This is a genomic window from Marinobacterium maritimum (assembly GCF_039523155.1).
GTDB classification, from domain to species: Bacteria; Pseudomonadota; Gammaproteobacteria; order Pseudomonadales; family Balneatricaceae; genus Marinobacterium; species Marinobacterium maritimum.
Map to the genome: position 1 here is coordinate 180,783 of NZ_BAAAET010000002.1, position 16,134 is coordinate 196,916.

Here is a 16,134-nt window from a genome sequence, read left to right on the forward strand (position 1 = left end):
TGAGCCTGAGCCTGAGCCTGAGCCTGAGCCTGAGCCTGAGCCTGAGCCTGAGCCTGAGCCTGAGCCTGAGCCTGAGCCTGAGCCTGAGCCTGAGCCTGAGCCTGAGCCTGAGCCTGAGCCTGAGCCTGAGCCTGCACCTGCACCTGCAGCACCGGCGCAGGCCCCTGCGGCTGTTGAGCCGCCCCCGGCTGCCGCCAAACTGGGGGCCGAGGTCAACTGCATACTCGTGGATATGCACGGCCTAAAGCTGGCGATACCCTTCGATTATGTCGAGGGCTCTCTGCACCTGGTTGACCTTTCACTGAACCTGAACGGCCCTGAATGGGTCATCGGGCGCTTTGGTCAGGAGCCGGCCTGGACCCGTATCGTGGATACCGCACGCTGGCTGATTCCCGAGCGCTACAAACCCGAGTACTCGCGCTATCTGGAAATCGTCATATTGAAAGGACGGCGCTGGGCGCTGGCCTGTGACGAGCTGGTGCAGTCGGTCCGTATCCCGACCGCCGAGATCAACTGGCACCGAGATCCGCACCACCGTACCTGGCTGCTGGGCACCTATATGCCGGAACGTTGTGCCATTCTTGATATCGAGCACCTGCTGCTCGACTTCGAGGCCGCTTGTGCATGAAGTCGATGAAGCCCGGCGCCTGATCAGTTACACTGCAGGTTTTCCCTGGCTGATTTAAACGGATCTGGATGCAGGTGTGGCTGAGTATTCATTGTTTTTCATACTGTTGCTGACCCTGATCGCCTGTGTGGCGGTCGGGATCTGCCTCTATGTGCTGGTGCGGCTCAAGCGCCAGGAGCGACAGTATCAGGCATTGATCAATGTACTGCGCAACGAGATCCGATCAATGACCAACGGCTCCATCGGCATGGGCAAGCGTTTGATGGCGATCGAGCGCAAGCTCAATATTACCGTCGAGAAGCAGCAGGAGCTGGAAAACCGTGATCCGGGCGCTCTGGCCTACAATCAGGCGGCCAAGCTGATGGAGATGGGTGCATCGGTAGACGACCTGGTGCGCAACTGTGGTATCGGCCGCCCGGAGGCCGAACTCATGGCCCTGCTGCACCGGGAACTGCACACCAACGAGCTGCTGCCGGAGCAGCACCAGCGTCACTGACCGCTCACCGGCCCGATCTCTTCCCTGAGGCCGTAGGCGAAGGCGATCACCTCGGCAATGGCCCGGTAGAGCGCTTCCGGAATTTCTTCACCCAGTTCCAGTCGAATCAGCACCTCAATCAGCTCCGGACTCTGGTGGATATGGATGTCATGTTCCTCTGCCAGGGCCAGAATCTGTTCTGCGATCAGTCCTCGCCCCTTGGCGACAACACGAGGTGCGCCGGGGGCGTCAGGGTCATATTTCAGCGCAACGGCGCTGCGCTCCTGTTCTTCCTTACGGCTCATGTATGCACATCCACCAGGCGGCGCTGGATATCGTTCAGTTTCGGTTGATGCGGCCTGCCCTGGCGTGCCTGAATATGGTCGACAATAAACCCCTTCTGATGCAGTTCCTGTGTGAAGGGGGGCAGCTGTTGCTCGATCCGGCGCAAGGTGGCGGCCGCTTCGGCCCAGAACTGGAGTTGCAGACGCCAGCCTTCCTGCAGACTGAGACGGACATCGACGCTGCCCTGTTGCTGCAGGTCGAAATTGAGCGCCACGCTCCAGCTGGACTGCCAGTCTCCCTCGGGGTCCGGACGACGCTGTTCGCTGATGGTCAGCTCGGCGGTGTCATGGCGATCAGCCTGACGAATCGGCAGGTCCAGTTGAAAAACTCGTTCCTGACCTCCGTCGGGTAGTTGCTGCCAGGCTTGCAGGCTGCTGACCTGTTGACTGGTGGTCCGTGCCTGCAGCGCGTCCACCAGGCGTTGCATCTGCTGGCGTGGCTCAGGCGGCAACTGTTCAGCGGCCTTCAATAGCTGGCCCAGTTGCTGCTTGAGGTCGGCCGGGGGTTTGTCGCTGCCGCCACTCCGGGCCAGTTGGGACTCGGTCAGCAGGCCGCCCTGCTGCAGGTTGCGCTGAATCGCCTGATCGGCATCGGGGCTGCCGGGTGTGACGCTGAACAGGCTGAGCATCGACTGTACCAGCTGGCCGATGGCACCCTGACCGCGGGCGGCGGGTGTCTGACTCAGTTGGACCAGCTGGTTCAGCGCATCACCGAACGGAATCTGTTGCGGCAGGGCTTCACGCAGCGCTTGCTGCATGGCGTTTTGGGCGGCCGGACTACGGCCGGGAAGCTCGGCGGCGACGGAGGCCTGCAGCTGAACCTGCTGGTCGCTAACCCGCGTCAGGGTCACCTGCTGGCCGGCCTGCAGCGGGCGAGGACTGATCAGCTGCAGTTGCTGATTTTCGACGCTGAGCTGCACCAAGTGTTGGGCCGGTTGCCGTGGCTGCTGCTGCCCCAGTGTCTGCAACAGGGCATTGCCGGTCAGGCTGACGCGCGCAGGGGGCGGAGGCGTATTGGCCGGCTCGCGAGCAGCACTGGGGGAATTGGCGGAACTGGCCGTGGATCCGGCCTGGGCTGCCGGGGCCTTGGCGTCCGGCGCTACCGCTGAGCTTGAACCTGAGGGGGGCGGCGCAGGCGTTGCTGCGCCGGCGGGAGGTGTGGGGGGCGAAGCCGTACGGGAAGGGGCTGCTGCCTGTGCCCCCGTCGCCGGAGCCTGTGTCGCCTCTCCTGTTCCGGCCGGTGTGGAAGGCTGTGTGTTGCTTGCGCTACCGGCTTTCAGGGTCTCGCCCAACTGGCTGACCTGTTGCAATTGAGCACTGTACACCTGAGCACGCGCACCGCCGGTTGTTGGCGGCGGTGACGCTTGTTGTGATGATTGTTGTGACGTGGGCTGTGGCGACTGGCCGCCACTCGCCGGACGTTGTTCAGGGAGTGATGACGAGGGTCTGTTGTCCGGGACTGACTGCGGCTGTTCACGGCCTTGGGTCGATTGGGTCGATTGGGTCGCCGCTGCTGGAGTGCTCTGTGCCTTGGCTGGAGAGGCAGAGGTTTCGGTCGTGGTCCCTGTTATCGTGCCGGTCTGGGGAGCAGGTGCTGCTGGCGCTGTTTGCGCTGACGACGCGGACACCGCTGTCGTTGTGGCGGGTGAGCCGGCGGTAGTACTGTTGCCCCGTGCAGCGGGGGCAGGTGTGCCCGCGGGAGGAGATGAGGGTGAGCTGGCTTGTGCCGGTATTGAGCTGATGACGCGTGCTGCTTGTGGCATGTTCAGCGGCAGGCTCTGCTGCAGCTGAACCGCTTGGGTGGCGATGGCCTGCAGTAATAAAGCGGGCCGCGCCGGTACTGAAGCGGTGGCGGCGGGTGCAGGTGTCGACAGGGACAGTTGCAGTTCGCCAGCGGGGCTACGGCTCAGCGTGATCCGGTCACCGGTATTCAGCGGTGCTCGGGTAATCAGCTCCAGCAGGCGGTTGTTGGCCTCAACCTGTATCCGGAACACCTGGCTGTCGGTCCCTCCAGTGGCGACCTGTTTGACCACCGCGGCAAGGTCACGCCCACCTGCCGGTAACAGCTGGTCGATGGCGGCGGCTTTGGTGCTGCTGCCGCTGGGCGTACTGCTGTTCGGAATCGTCGTTTTGGGTAGCACCCGTTCGCTCCATGGTGGCGGAAAGTTGAGCCTGACGGTGGTCGGCCAATCTGTATATAATGGCGCCTCAATTCATTATCGACCAGCCGCATGTTTTTTGAAGGGCTTACGCGTGTCTGAACCGCTGTTATCAGTACAGAAACTGTTTTGCGAACGGGATGACCGGGTGCTGTTCAGTCAGTTGAGCTTTGCGCTGGCTGCCGGCGAGATCGTACAGATCGAGGGCCAGAACGGCAGTGGCAAAACCACCCTGCTGCGTATTCTCAGTGGCCTGTCGCGCAATTATGAAGGCGAGATCCTGTGGCGGGGAGAGCCCGTTACCGAGGTGCGTGAGCAGTTCTGCCGCGACATGCTCTATTTCGGTCACCAGGCCGGCGTCAAGGCTGTACTGACCCCGGAAGAAAACCTGCGCTGGTATGCAGCGCTCAGTCCCGCCATCGATGCCGCGGCGATTCCCGAGGCGCTGGAGCAGGTGGGGCTGCGTGGTTTCGAAGATGTGCCCTGCCACTCCCTGTCGGCGGGGCAGAACCGGCGCGTCAGCCTGGCGCGCCTCTACCTGAGCCAGGCGCCGTTGTGGATTCTGGACGAGCCTTTCACCGCGATCGATAAGCGCGGCGTTGCGGCCAAGGAGCAGCTGTTGCTGCAGCATGCGCAACGGGGCGGCAGTGTCATCCTGACGACGCATCATGAACTGGGTATCCATGGTCCGGTGCGTAAAATCAATCTGGACCAGTTGGCGGGAACTTCAGCATGAAGATGTACACTAATTCCCGACAGAATTCGTCACCGGGCGTGACCAAACTCTTTATGGCGACCTGCCGGCGTGAGTTTCTGCTGTCGTTTCGGCGCAAGAGTGATCTGGTCAACCCGTTGATCTTCTTCCTGATGGTGGCAACGCTTTTCCCTCTGGGCGTGAGTCCTGAACCCGGTTTTCTGGCCCAGCTGGCACCGGGGGTCGTTTGGGTGGCTGCCTTGCTGGCGACACTGCTGTCGATGGACGTGCTGTTCCGTTCCGATTACGAGGATGGTTCGCTGGAGCAGTTGCTGCTCAGCCCACAGCCACTGTTCATCGTAGTGTTGGCCAAGGTGATCGCCCACTGGATGATGACCGGCCTGGCACTGACATTGATGGCGCCCTTGCTGGGCGTGATGCTGTTTCTGCCCGCAGAGGGCATGCCCGGACTGATGCTGAGCCTGTTGCTGGGGACACCGACACTGAGTCTGGTCGGTGCCATAGGCGCGGCGTTGACGGTCGGATTGAAGAAGGGCGGGGTGTTGATCTCCCTGCTGGTACTGCCGCTGTATATTCCGGTGCTGATTTTCGGCTCCAGTGCGGTTCAGGCCGCGGTGACCGGGTTGCCGCTGGGGGGCTATCTGGCGCTGCTCGGAGCCCTGCTGGCATTGGCGCTGGCGCTGGCGCCACTGGCGATCAGTGCGGCACTGAGGATATCGATCAGTAGTTAACTGGAAGAGACGTTATGGCCGAGAAAAAATGGATGCCGCGCTGGTTTTATCAACTTGCTTCGCCACGCTGGTGCTATCAGTTCACCGGTAAGCTGCTGCCCTGGTTTGCAGTGGCAGCTGCCGTGCTGTTGATTGGCGGAACGGTATGGGCACTGGCCTTTGCTCCGGCAGACTACCAGCAGGGCAACAGCTTCCGCATCATCTACCTGCATGTGCCTGCGGCGATCCTGGCCCAGTCAGCCTACATGCTGATGGCCGTTGCCGGTGCCATCGGCCTGATCTGGAAAATGAAAGTGGCTGACATGGTGCTCAAGTCGGCGGCGCCAATCGGCGCGTCCATGGCCGTGCTGGCGTTGGCTACCGGTGCCATCTGGGGCAAGCCGACCTGGGGCTCCTGGTGGGTCTGGGATGCGCGTCTGACCTCGATGCTGATCCTGTTTTTCCTCTATCTCGGCGTCATGGCATTGAACTCCGCGATTGAAAACGAGTCCACTGCTGCTCAGGCATCGGCGGTGCTGGCGCTGGTTGGTCTGGTTAATATCCCGATCATCAAGTATTCGGTGGAGTGGTGGAACACCCTGCACCAGCCGGCCACGTTCAAACTGACCGAAAAGCCGGCGATGCCGGTCGAGATGTGGTTGCCGCTGCTGGTGATGGTGATTGGCTTCTATTGCTTCTTTGCCGTCAGCCTGATGCAGCGGCTGCGAAATGAAATTATCTGGCGTGAACGTCGCACCGGCTGGGTGCGCGAGCTTCTGAACAAGCAGTGAGGTCGAGGTGAGTTTCAACAGTTTCTCCGAATTTCTCTCCATGGGTGGCCATGGCCTCTATGTCTGGCTCAGCTATGGCCTGGGAGTGGCCATCCTGGCGGCCAACCTGATCCTGCCGAAACTGGCGGGTAACCAGCTGCTGAAAGAGCAGAAGCGCCGTTTGCGCCGCGAGGAGGGAGTACGATGACACCGAAACGTAAACAACGCTTGCTGGTGGTTCTGTTCATTGTGATCGGTGTCAGCGTGGCGGTCGGGCTGACGCTGTTTGCGCTCAATCAGAACATCAACCTGTTCTACTCACCGACCCAGATTGCGGCAGGTGAAGCACCGCAGAATACTCGTATCCGTGCCGGAGGCATGGTGGTGGACGGCAGCGTCAAGCGTGACTCCGACTCTCTGTTTGTTCAATTTGATATCACCGACTACGACAAGACGGTTACCGTCGAGTACACCGGTATCCTGCCCGACCTGTTCCGTGAAGGTCAGGGCATCGTTGCTCAGGGCGCGCTGAACGAGCGGGGTGTGCTGGAAGCGGTCGAAGTACTGGCCAAGCACGATGAGAACTATATGCCGCCGGAAGTGGCGGAAGCACTGGAAAAGGCGGGCAAGATGCCGATGCCCGAGGGTCAGGAGTTCAATAAATGATCATCCCGGAGTTGGGTGAATACGCCCTCATACTGGCGTTCTGTCTGGCCGTTCTGCTGGCGACGGTTCCTCTGGTTGGGGCCAGTCGCGGCAATACCCTGTGGATGGCCTTTGCGCGTCCGCTCAGTAAGGGCATGTTTCTGTTCACCCTGTTCAGTTTTCTCTGCCTGAGCTGGTCGTTTCTCGATAACGATTTTTCCGTGGTCTACGTGGCCAGCAACTCCAATACTGCTCTGCCCTGGTACTTCCGCCTGAGTGCGGTCTGGGGTGGTCATGAAGGCTCTCTGCTGTTGTGGGCGCTGATTCTGTCTGGCTGGACACTGGCGGTGGCGATCAAGAGCCGCAATCTGCCGCAGGACATCATCGCCCGCGTGCTGGCCGTGATGGGCTGGGTCGCCATCGGTTTCTACCTGTTCATTCTGTTTACCTCCAGCCCCTTCGAGCGCTATCTGCCCGGTTTCCCGCAGGAAGGCGCCGACCTCAACCCGCTGCTGCAGGACTTTGGCCTGATCGTACACCCGCCGATGCTGTATATGGGCTATGTCGGCTTTGCCGTCGCCTTTGCCTTTGCCATTGCAGCCCTGCTCAGCGGCCGTCTGGATGCGGCCTGGGCACGCTGGTCCCGTCCCTGGACGTCGGTAGCCTGGGCGTTCCTGACCCTGGGTATTGCGCTGGGCAGCTGGTGGGCCTATTACGAGCTGGGCTGGGGTGGCTGGTGGTTCTGGGACCCGGTCGAGAACGCGTCTCTGATGCCCTGGTTGGTGGGGACGGCACTGGTGCACAGTCTGGCCGTGACCGAGAAGCGTGGCGTGTTCAAGAGCTGGACCGTGCTGCTGGCGATCTTCGCCTTCTCGCTCAGCCTGCTGGGTACCTTCCTGGTACGTTCCGGTGTGCTGACGTCGGTACATGCCTTTGCCTCCGACCCTGAACGTGGCCTGTTTATCCTGATCATGCTGGCGGTGGTGATCGGCGGATCTTTGCTGCTCTATGCCATTCGTGCCGGCCAGATGCGCAGCGAGTCCAGCTTCGGCCTGCTGTCACGTGAGAGCCTGCTGCTGGTCAATAACGTGCTGCTGGTGGTGTCCTGCGCCATGGTGTTGCTGGGGACCATCTATCCGCTGATCGTGGATGCCCTCGGCATGGGCAAGCTGTCGGTGGGACCGCCTTACTTCAATGCCCTGTTTGTGCCGCTGATGTCGATCATGCTGGTATTCATGGGGGCTGGTGTGGTCAGCCGCTGGAAACAGACTTCGCTGGCGATGCTGGTTCAGCAGCTGTGGTTGCCGGGCGTGATTGCCGTGGTGCTGGGTATTGGCGCGACCTGGCTGTATGCCGGTGAACTCAAGCACTGGGTCACCCTGGGCATCGTGCTGGCCTGGTGGGTGGTGCTGTCCGGCCTGCGTGATCTGTACAACCGCCTGCGTCATCGCAGTGAGAAACTGGCCGGCCTGCTGAAGCAGAGTCGCAGTTACTACGGCATGGTGCTGGCGCACCTGGGGGTGGCCGTACTGGTAGTCGGTGTAGCCCTGGTGTCGATCTACAGCGAGCAGCGCGATATGCGCATGCAGCCGGGCGATACGGTGACCTTCCGTGATTACACCTTCATCTACGAAGGCAACAAGCATGTCGAAGGCCCCAACTACACCTCGGATCAGGGCCAGATCAAGGTGTTGTACCAGGACCAGCCCTACACCCAGATGCGTCCCGAGAAACGCCTGTACACGGCGCGCGGCAACGTCATGACCGAGGCCGCCATCGATCCGGGCTTCACCCGTGACCTTTACGTGGCATTGGGAGAGCCGCTGGAGAACGGTGCCTGGGCGGTACGTGTCCAGTACAAACCCTATGTTCGCTGGCTCTGGCTGGGCGGTCTGCTGATGACGGCGGGTGGCCTGCTGGCCGCTTCGGATCCGCGGTACCGCAAGCGTCAGCGCCCGGCTGCCGCCTGAGAGTAAGAGGTAGAGATGAATAACCGTAAGCTGTTTGCATTCATTCCGCTGGTGATCTTCATCGTGCTGGGTATTTTCCTCTGGCGCGGGCTGTCGATCGATCCTACCGAGCTGCCGTCGGAGCTGGCGGACAAGAAACGGCCAGTACCGGCGTTCGAACTGCCGTCTTTGACCGATCCGGCGGTGATGCTGAACAACGCCGACCTCAAGGGCGAAGTGGCCTTGCTCAACGTTTGGGCGACCTGGTGCCCGACCTGCAAGGAAGAGCATGGTTTCCTTAACCGTCTGGCCCAGGATGAGGGGGTGACCATCTATGGCATCAACTACAAGGATGAGCCAGGCAAGGCTCGGGAGTGGCTGCGTCGCTACCTCAACCCCTACAAGAAGGTGATTCTGGACGAAAAAGGTACTCTGGGGCTGGATATGGGCGTCTATGGCGCTCCTGAAACCTATGTGCTGGATACCGACGGCATCGTGCGCTACCGCCACGTGGGGGCCGTCGATGCCAAGGTGTGGAAAACCCTGCAACAGGTGATGGCACAGGTTAAGCAGGAGAGTGGCCAATGAGAACACTGCTGCTGTGGCTGATGCTGCTGGCGCCACTGTCGGCGCAGGCGGCGATTGACGCCTACGAATTCTCCGACGAGCAGAAGGAAGAGCGTTTCCAGCAGCTGACCAATGAGCTGCGCTGCCCCAAATGCCAGAACCAGAACATCGCCGATTCCGATGCCCCGCTGGCCGCGGATCTGCGCCGAGAGGTGCACCGCATGCTGGAGGAAGGGGAGCCGGACGATAGCATCATCGACTTCATGGTCACCCGTTATGGCGACTTCGTGCTCTATCGCCCGCGGGTCAACGAGACCACTTGGCTGCTTTGGTACGGTCCCTTCGTACTGCTGGGTATCGGCATTCTGGTCGTGGTCCTGATCAGTCGCAATCGTCGTCAGAATGCCCGCGCGGCGGATGGCAAGCCTGCGGCCGCAGGCAGCCAGTATCAGGCCAGCGAAGGTCTCAGTGTCGAGGAGGCCGAGCGCCTCAACAAGTTACTGCAACAGGATTCCGATAAATGACCAATCTGTGGATAGGGATCGGGCTGCTGACCCTGATCGCCATCGCCATCATGTTCTGGCCGCTGTTGCGCTATCAGCGCCTGGTGCGCTCGGAAGCGGCCGAGCGACAGCAGCAGAACATCGATATTTTTCGCGAGCGTCTGGCGGAACTGGAAAACGAGCGTGAGCAGGGTACCCTGGCGGACGAGGAGTTTGCCACCCTGAAACTGGAGCTGGAACGCAACCTGCTGATCGATGCCGAAGATCAGCCGGCACCGACCGTTGGCCGTACCCGTATCGGTCAGTCACAGCTGGTGACGGTTACCCTGCTGGCGCTGATGATTCCCGCGGCAGCACTGGGGCTGTATAACCATCTGGGGCGGGCCAATGACCTTGCCGTGGCGCTGAACATGCCGGCACCGGGTGAGGGGCAGCCGAGCCTGGAGCAGGCTGTAGCCGCGCTGGAACAGCAGCTGGCCAATGACCCCGAAAACCCGGAGGGCTGGTACCTGCTGGCCAACACGGAAATGAACAGTGGCAACTATGCCGCCGGCGTGCAGGCGTTCGAGCAGGTGCTCAAGTACCTGCCCGAGGATGCCCCCCAGTATCCCAGTGTCATGGGGCAGCTGGCGCAGGCGATGTACTTTGCCAACGAAGGCCGGATGACCGACAGCATCCGTAGCCAGATCGATGCGACCCTGGCACTTGAGCCCTACGAGATTGCCGCACTGGGACTCTTGGGCATCGACGCCTATGAGCAGCAAAACTACACCGGGGCGATCGAGCACTGGCGCAAGGCGTTGATCAACGCCGATGGCGCGGCTGCCGAATCCTTGCGCAGTGGCATCATGCGGGCACGTGATGAGCTGGTTGCCGCCGGTCAGCCGGTCCCTGATCTGCCGGAACTGGCTGAAGCTCGCATCGTGCTGCAGGTTTCACTGGCGCCGGAGCTGGCCGATCGGGTGGACCCTGAACAGACCCTGTTCATTTTTGCCCGTCCGGTGGGTGGTCGCATGCCGCTGGCGGCCGTGAAACGCCAGGTCAAGGACCTGCCGCTGGAGATAGAACTCAACGACTCCATGGCGATGACGCCGCAGGCCCGTCTTTCCTCCCAGCAGGTGGTCGAGGTCAGTGCACGAGTTAGCCTGTCGGGGCAACCCATGCCCCAGCCCGGTGATCTTCAGGGCCTGTTGAGTCCAATTGCTACTACAGGCAATGCCGAGCCTGTTACACTGGTCATTGACCAGGTGGTACAGTAATCTTCGGCGATACAACAACAGGGTAAGGCGACAACATGGATATCAGTCTACGCGAGTGGCTCATCATCGGCGGTGTACTGATTGTGATTCTGATTCTGGTAGATGGCTGGCGCCGTGTCAGCGCCAACCGGAGTCGATTGCGGCTTGAGATCGACCGCACCCTGTCCGAGCTGGCCGAGGACGACGCCCCACATAACCCGGAACTGCCCAACGGTGGCGCCCGTGTGCGCGACCATGAAGGTCAGCCCCAGGGGGAGGCGTCTCGTGTCGAGCCAGGCTTTGCTGAAGACCGCTTTTCGGCGGACTCCGCGCCTGCACAGGCACTGACGGAGATGGATCCGCTGTTCGATGATATTCCATCCTCTGCCGGCACTGGCCGGGCAAGGTCTCCGTCAGCCGCAGGCAAAGAACCAGAGGCTGAAGCACCTGCCAAGGCGCCGGTGCAGGAAGAACTGCCGGAACTGAGCCTGCCCAAGGACCCCGTGTCCCCTGAATTGAAAGCACCTGAATTGAAGGAACTGGATCTGGAGCAGCCGATCCCGGTTTTGTTTGACGAAGTCAATCCACGCGACAATCCAGAGCTGCCAGCCGATACGCTGGCCGCTTACCGTCAATCTATTGACGCATCGGCGGTGCCGGCTGAGTCCGCCCCCGCGCCTGAATTGAGAACGGAGCCTCAGCCGAAAGCAGAGCCTCAACCGGAAGCAGAGCCTCTGCTAGAAGTAGAGCCTCAGCCCGGGAGCACCGAGAGCTCCAAGGTGGTACCGCTAGACGTTCAGGATGTGGATGAGCGGGTGACCTTGCCCCCGCTGGCACCCCCTGATGAGGAGCCTGCCGAGCTTGAAGAGTCTGCCGCGCCTGCGGCGGCAACGCCCAGCTCGCGTGGTCTCAAGAGCATGCCCGATCCCGAGCACGTCCTGATCATCACGGTGGTGGGGCGCAACGGCCAGCACCTGCCGGGGCCTGCACTGAACAAGATTGTGACCGCCTGTGGCATGGAGTGGGGTGATATGGCGATTTACCACCGCCCTGAGGATAACAATCCTGATGCGCCGATCCAGTTCAGCATGGCCAATGCCGTGGCACCGGGCACCTTCGATCCGGACAATCTGGAGGCGCTGGAAACGCCAGCGGTAACCTTCTTCATGTCGCTGGACGAGCCGACGGATGCGATGACGGCCTACGAATGCATGCTGGCAACGGCCGAGACACTGGCCAAGCATCTTAACGGTGACCTGCTCGATGAGGATCGCTCGGTGATGCGCCCGCAAACCAAGGAGCATTACCGCGAACGGATCCGCGACTTCGAAATGCATCAGCGTCAACGGCGGGCCAATTGAGGCCCGCTGTTGTTTCAACCCTATCCCTGTTTCAACCCGACCAAGCCCGAACCCAATGAGTCTGCCTGAATCCGTATCCTCTCGTGCCGAACAGCTGCGCACCGAAATCGAACAGCACAATTACCGCTACTACGTGCTTGACCAGCCCAGTGTGCCGGACAGCGAATACGATCGCCTGTTTCAAGAGCTGCAGCAACTGGAAACCGAGTATCCCGAGCTGGTCAGTGCCGAGTCACCGACCCAAAGGGTGGGCAAGAAGCCGGATACCGGTTTTGCCGAGGTGACCCATGAACAGCCAATGCTGTCGTTGGACAACGCCTTCGGGGAAGAGGATATGGCGGCCTTTGTTCGCCGTGTGCAGGAGCGCCTTGGGCTGGCGACTGGCGAGGTGCTGGACTTTGCCTGTGAGCCGAAGCTGGATGGCCTGGCAGTCAGCCTGATGTACGAGCAGGGGCGTCTGGTGCGAGCCGCAACTCGCGGAGACGGCTATACCGGCGAGGATATCACCCTTAACGTACGCACCCTGAAATCGGTGCCGCTGCGGCTGATGGGGGAGGGCTGGCCTGAACGGCTGGAAGTACGCGGCGAGATCTACATGCCCCGTGCCGGTTTCGAACGGCTCAACGAGCAGGCCCGGGCGGCTGATGAAAAAACCTTCGTCAATCCGCGTAACGCGGCCGCCGGCAGCCTGCGTCAGCTGGATCCGGGTATCACGGCCAAGCGCCCGCTGGAGTTCTGCTGTTACAGCACCGGCGTGGTCGAAGGGGGCGAACTGCCGCAGACACATGCGGCGCGCCTGCAGCAGTTGAATGCCTGGGGGCTGAAAATCAACGCCGAAATGCGCGTGGTACAAGGACTTGAGGGCTGTCGCGAGTACTTCAATGCCCTGGGACAGAAGCGTGATCAGCTGGCCTATGACATTGATGGCATCGTATTCAAGGTGGACCGGCTCGATCTGCAGGAGCGGCTGGGCTATGTATCCCGTGCACCGCGCTGGGCAATTGCCCACAAGTTTCCGGCCCAGGAGGAGATCACGCAGCTCAAGGCGGTGGAGTTTCAGGTGGGCCGTACCGGTGCCATTACCCCGGTGGCTCGACTGGAGCCGGTGTTTGTCGGCGGCGTCACCGTCAGCAATGCGACCTTGCACAATATGGACGAAATTGCCCGCCTGGGTGTCAAGGCCGGTGACCATGTCATCGTGCGTCGCGCCGGAGACGTGATTCCGCAGATCGTACAGGTGATTGAGGACCGGCGCAGCGGAGACGAAACCGAGGTGCAGATTCCCGAGCACTGCCCGGTCTGTGGTTCCGATGTGGAGCGGACGAGGCTGGTCAAGCGCGGCAAGGGGCGCGAGCAGGTCAGTGAGGGCGCCATCTACCGCTGTGTAGGACGCCTGTTCTGCCGCGCGCAGTTGACCCAGGCGTTGATTCACTTCGTGTCGCGCAAGGCGATGGATATCGATGGCCTGGGCGAAAAGAGCATTGAGCTGCTGGTCGAGCGTGAGCTGGTCAAGTCTCCGGCTGACCTCTACCGCCTGCAGGTCACCGATTTTCTGACCCTGGAGGGATTTGCCCAGCTGTCGTCGGAAAACCTGTATAACGCCATCGCGGCCAGCCGTCAGGTGGAGCTGGCCCGCTTCATCTATGCCCTCGGTATTCCCGAAGTGGGCGATGGTACGGCGCGCTCGCTGGCGGCCAAGCTCGGCAGTCTGCAGCGCCTGCGTGAGGCCCAACCGCTGCTGTTGACCTGGCTGCCGGATATCGGTCTTGAAGTGGCGCATGAGATTCACAATTTCATGCAGGATGAACATAACCGTCAGGTTATTGACGATCTGTTGGCACAGGGCATCGAGTTCAAGGGCGAAGCGGATATCGCCCCTGAGTTGCAGGGCAGCATCAGTCTCGACATGCTGATCCAGCGTCTGGATATCCCGGGTGTCGCCAAAACCGGTGCTCAGGCGCTGGCGAAATACTTCAGCACGCTGGAACCGCTGCTGGCAGCGGATGAATCGGTGCTGGTTGAGGTGCCCAAGTTGAGCAAGAAGGCCCGTGACGGCGTCATGAGCTGCTTGCGGCAGCCCGAATGGGTGGCGACAGCGCGTGCGCTTGAGGCGCAGCTGCTGGCGTTTGGCCTGCACTGGAGCTGTGAACCTGAGGCGCCGGCTGCGGCTTCCCAGCAGCCGTTGCAGGGGCAAACCTGGGTGCTGACCGGTACGCTGGAGCAGATGACTCGTGATCAGGCCAAGGAACGTTTGCTGGCGCTGGGCGCCAAGGTTAGTGGCAGTGTGTCGAGCAAAACCCATACCGTCGTCGCGGGCCCCGGAGCCGGTTCCAAGCTGGCCAAGGCCGAGCAGCTCGGCGTACCGGTCCTGGATGAAGCGGCGTTTCTGGTGCGTCTGGCCGAACTGGAGTCGGCATGATCATTCCCTGGCAGGAGCTGGAAGCCGAGACGCTGGACAACCTGATTGGCGAGTTTGTCAGTCGTGACGGCACCGACTATGGTGAACAGGAGTTCAGCCAAGCGCAGAAAGTGGCGCAGGTGCGGGCCGCACTGGCCCGTGGTGAAGCGGTATTGATCTTCAGCGAATGCAGTGGCCAGTGCAATATCGTACCGGCCGATCAGGTGCGCGATTGGGAGTAGTGAGGTAGGCCCCATGGAACAACTGGATCAGATCACGTCGATGATCGCGCTCTCCATGGGCGTGGCGTGGGCCAGTGGCATCAATCTTTATGCCACGGTACTGATGTTGGGGGTGCTGTCCAATATGGGGCATCTGACACTGCCGCCGGGACTGGAGATTGTTGCCGACCCTCTGGTGCTGATTGCAGCGGGCTTCATGTACTGTGTCGAGTTCTTTGCCGACAAGACACCGGGGGTTGATACCGGCTGGGATGCGCTGCACACCTTCATCCGTATACCGGCCGGTGCCGCACTGGCGGCTGGTGCTGTCGGGGATATGAGTCCGGCGGTGGGGCTGGCGGCGGCACTGACCGGTGCCTCGCTGGCGGCGGGCAGTCATGCGCTCAAGTCCGGCGCCCGGGTGCTGATCAATACCTCACCGGAACCGGTGACCAACTGGACCGCCTCGTTCAGCGAGGACCTGCTGGTAGTCGGTGGTCTCTGGACGGCGCTGAACCATCCACTCTGGTTCCTGGGCGGCCTGATCCTGTTCATTCTGCTACTGATCTGGCTGTTGCCCAGGCTCTGGCGGGCGATCAAGAAGGTGTTCGCGGCGGTGGCCCGTTTCTTCCGCGGGCGCTCGGGGGCTGATAACGATCCATTGACGGATACGGCGACACGGGCTTCAGGACGCAAACTGCCGCCGCAGTGACACGCCTGTCTGACGCTCTCCGGTCCCCGGCCTCTCAGAGGCTCATGCCCAGCTGTCCAACCCCTCTTCATTGATCAGCATGCGGATCAGGTCTGTGCGGCAGACAATTCCTTCCAGTTTGTCATCGCTGCTGATCACCGGCACCGCGGTGATGGCATAGCGCACGAAGCTGGCCGCCAGGCTGGTGACAGCGGTATCGGGGGAGGCCACAACCATCTGTTTGTGATAGGCCTGGCTGACACTGACCGGCGAATCGGTGCCGCGGCGAATCACATCTTCCCGTGATAGCAGACCCAGTGCTCGCTGCTCGGCATCGACCACCACCAGGTGAGAAACTTCATGTGTCTGCATCAACTCCCAGGCCTGGCGAAAACTGGTTTCCAGCGGGATGGTCAGCACCGGGCTGGACATGATCTGGGCCGCCTTGAGCATCGGGCGTTGCGGAGAGCTGCTCGGGGTGGCCCCGCTTTTCTGATAGGTCTTGTAGTCAGTGCTGCTCTGGGGAGGGGGCTGGAAGCGCTCGCGAGACAGTTCAATCCGTTTTTCCAGGTCCTGTTGCTTGCGCACAGGATCCTCACTGCCGGGTATGGCCGCATTGGCCTGGCTGGCAGTGAGTGCTTCGACGCCTCGTTGACGGAACAGGGAATCCACCGGCGTCTGGATTCGATACCCCTGGTCATATACCACAAGCGCCATAACCTGCTACCTCCGCTATTGCACCGGATACAGCCGGTACCTT

Annotated in this window: 19 protein-coding genes; 16 read left to right on the top strand and 3 right to left on the bottom strand. The window is 61.4% G+C overall.

Features of this window, described 5'->3' with window-relative positions; translation table 11 throughout:
• From ABD013_RS07200 to ABD013_RS07210, 3 genes are all read left to right on the top strand, one after another.
• Positions 1–245 (top strand): hypothetical protein (locus ABD013_RS07200; protein WP_343804370.1); only part of this gene is annotated, 245 nt, incomplete at its 5' end.
• Positions 233–628: a chemotaxis protein CheW gene (locus ABD013_RS07205; RefSeq protein ID WP_343804372.1), complete on the top strand. Its 396-nt coding sequence runs from the start codon at positions 233–235 to the stop codon at positions 626–628. The genes ABD013_RS07200 and ABD013_RS07205, both read left to right, overlap by 13 nt.
• 76 nt (positions 629–704) lie before the next feature.
• Positions 705–1,124, top strand: coding sequence for a DUF2802 domain-containing protein (locus ABD013_RS07210; RefSeq protein WP_343804376.1), 420 nt, complete (start codon positions 705–707; stop codon positions 1,122–1,124).
• On the opposite strand, the gene ABD013_RS07215 is transcribed toward ABD013_RS07210, so the two are convergent.
• Together ABD013_RS07215 and fliK are read right to left on the bottom strand one after the other, a co-directional pair.
• The gene (locus tag ABD013_RS07215; RefSeq protein WP_343804378.1) at positions 1,118–1,408 is read right to left on the bottom strand and encodes an EscU/YscU/HrcU family type III secretion system export apparatus switch protein; all 291 of its coding nucleotides are present in this window, start codon (positions 1,406–1,408) and stop codon (positions 1,118–1,120) included. The genes ABD013_RS07210 and ABD013_RS07215 overlap by 7 nt on opposite strands.
• Complete coding sequence (gene fliK / locus ABD013_RS07220) at positions 1,405–3,588, bottom strand: flagellar hook-length control protein FliK (RefSeq protein WP_343804380.1); 2,184 nt, start codon at positions 3,586–3,588, stop codon at positions 1,405–1,407. Before fliK ends, ABD013_RS07215 begins: the two co-directional genes overlap by 4 nt.
• 112 nt (positions 3,589–3,700) lie before the next feature.
• Here fliK and ccmA point away from each other — a divergent pair, with 112 nt between their 5' ends.
• The 13 genes from ccmA to ABD013_RS07285 are packed head-to-tail and all read left to right on the top strand — an operon-like array spanning position 3,701 to position 15,395.
• Positions 3,701–4,342 carry a cytochrome c biogenesis heme-transporting ATPase CcmA gene (ccmA, locus tag ABD013_RS07225; RefSeq protein WP_343804381.1) on the top strand — a complete coding sequence of 214 codons (642 nt, stop codon included), beginning with the start codon at positions 3,701–3,703 and terminating at the stop codon, positions 4,340–4,342.
• 53 nt (positions 4,343–4,395) lie between these two features.
• Positions 4,396–5,052 carry a heme exporter protein CcmB gene (gene ccmB / locus ABD013_RS07230; RefSeq protein ID WP_343805766.1) on the top strand — a complete coding sequence of 219 codons (657 nt, stop codon included), beginning with the start codon at positions 4,396–4,398 and terminating at the stop codon, positions 5,050–5,052.
• A gap of 14 nt (positions 5,053–5,066) precedes the next feature.
• Positions 5,067–5,822, top strand: a complete 756-nt coding sequence (locus tag ABD013_RS07235; protein WP_343804382.1) for a heme ABC transporter permease — start codon at positions 5,067–5,069, stop codon at positions 5,820–5,822.
• Positions 5,823–5,829: 7 nt separating this feature from the next.
• Complete coding sequence (gene ccmD, locus ABD013_RS07240) at positions 5,830–6,009, top strand: heme exporter protein CcmD (RefSeq protein ID WP_343804384.1); 180 nt, start codon at positions 5,830–5,832, stop codon at positions 6,007–6,009.
• Positions 6,006–6,467: a cytochrome c maturation protein CcmE gene (gene ccmE, locus ABD013_RS07245; protein ID WP_343804386.1), complete on the top strand. Its 462-nt coding sequence runs from the start codon at positions 6,006–6,008 to the stop codon at positions 6,465–6,467. The genes ccmD and ccmE overlap by 4 nt, the downstream gene beginning before the upstream one ends.
• The gene (locus tag ABD013_RS07250; protein ID WP_425543403.1) at positions 6,467–8,416 is read left to right on the top strand and encodes a heme lyase CcmF/NrfE family subunit; all 1,950 of its coding nucleotides are present in this window, start codon (positions 6,467–6,469) and stop codon (positions 8,414–8,416) included. The genes ccmE and ABD013_RS07250 overlap by 1 nt, the downstream gene beginning before the upstream one ends.
• A gap of 15 nt (positions 8,417–8,431) precedes the next feature.
• A complete protein-coding gene (locus ABD013_RS07255; RefSeq protein WP_343804390.1) occupies positions 8,432–8,983 on the top strand; it encodes a DsbE family thiol:disulfide interchange protein in 552 nt (183 codons plus the stop codon).
• Positions 8,980–9,486: a cytochrome c-type biogenesis protein gene (locus tag ABD013_RS07260; protein WP_343804392.1), complete on the top strand. Its 507-nt coding sequence runs from the start codon at positions 8,980–8,982 to the stop codon at positions 9,484–9,486. The genes ABD013_RS07255 and ABD013_RS07260 overlap by 4 nt, the downstream gene beginning before the upstream one ends.
• The gene (gene ccmI, locus ABD013_RS07265; RefSeq protein ID WP_343804394.1) at positions 9,483–10,724 is read left to right on the top strand and encodes a c-type cytochrome biogenesis protein CcmI; all 1,242 of its coding nucleotides are present in this window, start codon (positions 9,483–9,485) and stop codon (positions 10,722–10,724) included. Before ABD013_RS07260 ends, ccmI begins: the two co-directional genes overlap by 4 nt.
• Positions 10,725–10,759: 35 nt before the next feature.
• Positions 10,760–12,064, top strand: a complete 1,305-nt coding sequence (zipA, locus tag ABD013_RS07270) for a cell division protein ZipA (RefSeq protein ID WP_343804396.1) — start codon at positions 10,760–10,762, stop codon at positions 12,062–12,064.
• A gap of 55 nt (positions 12,065–12,119) precedes the next feature.
• Positions 12,120–14,483, top strand: a complete 2,364-nt coding sequence (gene ligA / locus ABD013_RS07275) for an NAD-dependent DNA ligase LigA (RefSeq protein ID WP_343804398.1) — start codon at positions 12,120–12,122, stop codon at positions 14,481–14,483.
• A complete protein-coding gene (locus ABD013_RS07280) occupies positions 14,480–14,704 on the top strand; it encodes a YheU family protein (RefSeq protein WP_343804400.1) in 225 nt (74 codons plus the stop codon). The genes ligA and ABD013_RS07280 overlap by 4 nt, the downstream gene beginning before the upstream one ends.
• 13 nt (positions 14,705–14,717) lie before the next feature.
• Complete coding sequence (locus ABD013_RS07285; RefSeq protein WP_343804402.1) at positions 14,718–15,395, top strand: DUF4126 domain-containing protein; 678 nt, start codon at positions 14,718–14,720, stop codon at positions 15,393–15,395.
• 42 nt (positions 15,396–15,437) lie between these two features.
• On the opposite strand, the gene ABD013_RS07290 is transcribed toward ABD013_RS07285, so the two are convergent.
• Positions 15,438–16,091, bottom strand: coding sequence for a CBS domain-containing protein (locus tag ABD013_RS07290; protein ID WP_343804404.1), 654 nt, complete (start codon positions 16,089–16,091; stop codon positions 15,438–15,440).
• Positions 16,092–16,134 lie beyond the last annotated feature (43 nt).

Bases quoted from the DNA above. Each gene is read 5' to 3' on its own strand.
- ABD013_RS07280 (WP_343804400.1), top strand. From the start codon at position 14,480: ATGATCATTCCCTGGCAGGAGCTGGAAGCCGAGACGCTGGACAACCTG.
- ABD013_RS07255 (WP_343804390.1), top strand. From the start codon at position 8,432: ATGAATAACCGTAAGCTGTTTGCATTCATTCCGCTGGTGATCTTCATC.
- ABD013_RS07215 (WP_343804378.1), bottom strand. From the start codon at position 1,408: ATGAGCCGTAAGGAAGAACAGGAGCGCAGCGCCGTTGCGCTGAAATAT.
- ABD013_RS07290 (WP_343804404.1), bottom strand. From the start codon at position 16,091: ATGGCGCTTGTGGTATATGACCAGGGGTATCGAATCCAGACGCCGGTG.
- ccmE (WP_343804386.1), top strand. From the start codon at position 6,006: ATGACACCGAAACGTAAACAACGCTTGCTGGTGGTTCTGTTCATTGTG.
- ccmI (WP_343804394.1), top strand. From the start codon at position 9,483: ATGACCAATCTGTGGATAGGGATCGGGCTGCTGACCCTGATCGCCATC.
- ligA (WP_343804398.1), top strand. From the start codon at position 12,120: ATGAGTCTGCCTGAATCCGTATCCTCTCGTGCCGAACAGCTGCGCACC.
- ABD013_RS07285 (WP_343804402.1), top strand. From the start codon at position 14,718: ATGGAACAACTGGATCAGATCACGTCGATGATCGCGCTCTCCATGGGC.
- ccmB (WP_343805766.1), top strand. From the start codon at position 4,396: ATGGCGACCTGCCGGCGTGAGTTTCTGCTGTCGTTTCGGCGCAAGAGT.
- ABD013_RS07205 (WP_343804372.1), top strand. From the start codon at position 233: ATGCACGGCCTAAAGCTGGCGATACCCTTCGATTATGTCGAGGGCTCT.
- zipA (WP_343804396.1), top strand. From the start codon at position 10,760: ATGGATATCAGTCTACGCGAGTGGCTCATCATCGGCGGTGTACTGATT.
- ABD013_RS07235 (WP_343804382.1), top strand. From the start codon at position 5,067: ATGGCCGAGAAAAAATGGATGCCGCGCTGGTTTTATCAACTTGCTTCG.
- ABD013_RS07260 (WP_343804392.1), top strand. From the start codon at position 8,980: ATGAGAACACTGCTGCTGTGGCTGATGCTGCTGGCGCCACTGTCGGCG.